Origin of the sequence: Synechococcus sp. ATX 2A4 (assembly GCF_024346375.1) — a bacterium.
Taxonomy (GTDB): Bacteria; Cyanobacteriota; Cyanobacteriia; order PCC-6307; family Cyanobiaceae; genus MW101C3.
This window is the reverse complement of record NZ_JAGQCV010000042.1, coordinates 1-217: the sequence shown is the minus strand read 5'-3', so window position 1 is coordinate 217 and position 217 is coordinate 1. Positions and strand designations below refer to the sequence as shown.

1 pseudogene is annotated in these 217 nt (G+C 57.6%); it reads right to left on the bottom strand.

Annotated elements, in window-relative coordinates:
- Positions 1-217: pseudogene (locus KBY97_RS14875) on the bottom strand (IS5/IS1182 family transposase); the annotation flags it as partial.

Sequence of the window (217 nt, the reverse complement as noted above, 5' to 3'; positions counted from 1 at the left end):
TAGGCGAGTCTTCTGAAATCCGAACTGCTGCTTGATCACGCGGAATGGGTGCTCACCCTTGGCACGGATATGAGCCTTGGCTGTCTCAACAAGATCATCCAGTCGCCCCTCGGCTGTATCGGGCAAGGCGCGCCTTTTCCCGGGTCGCATGGCAATGCGAAAGGTGGTGCTCTTGCCTTCCATTTCAGGGCGCTTCTCGATGCCTTGGTAACCGGCA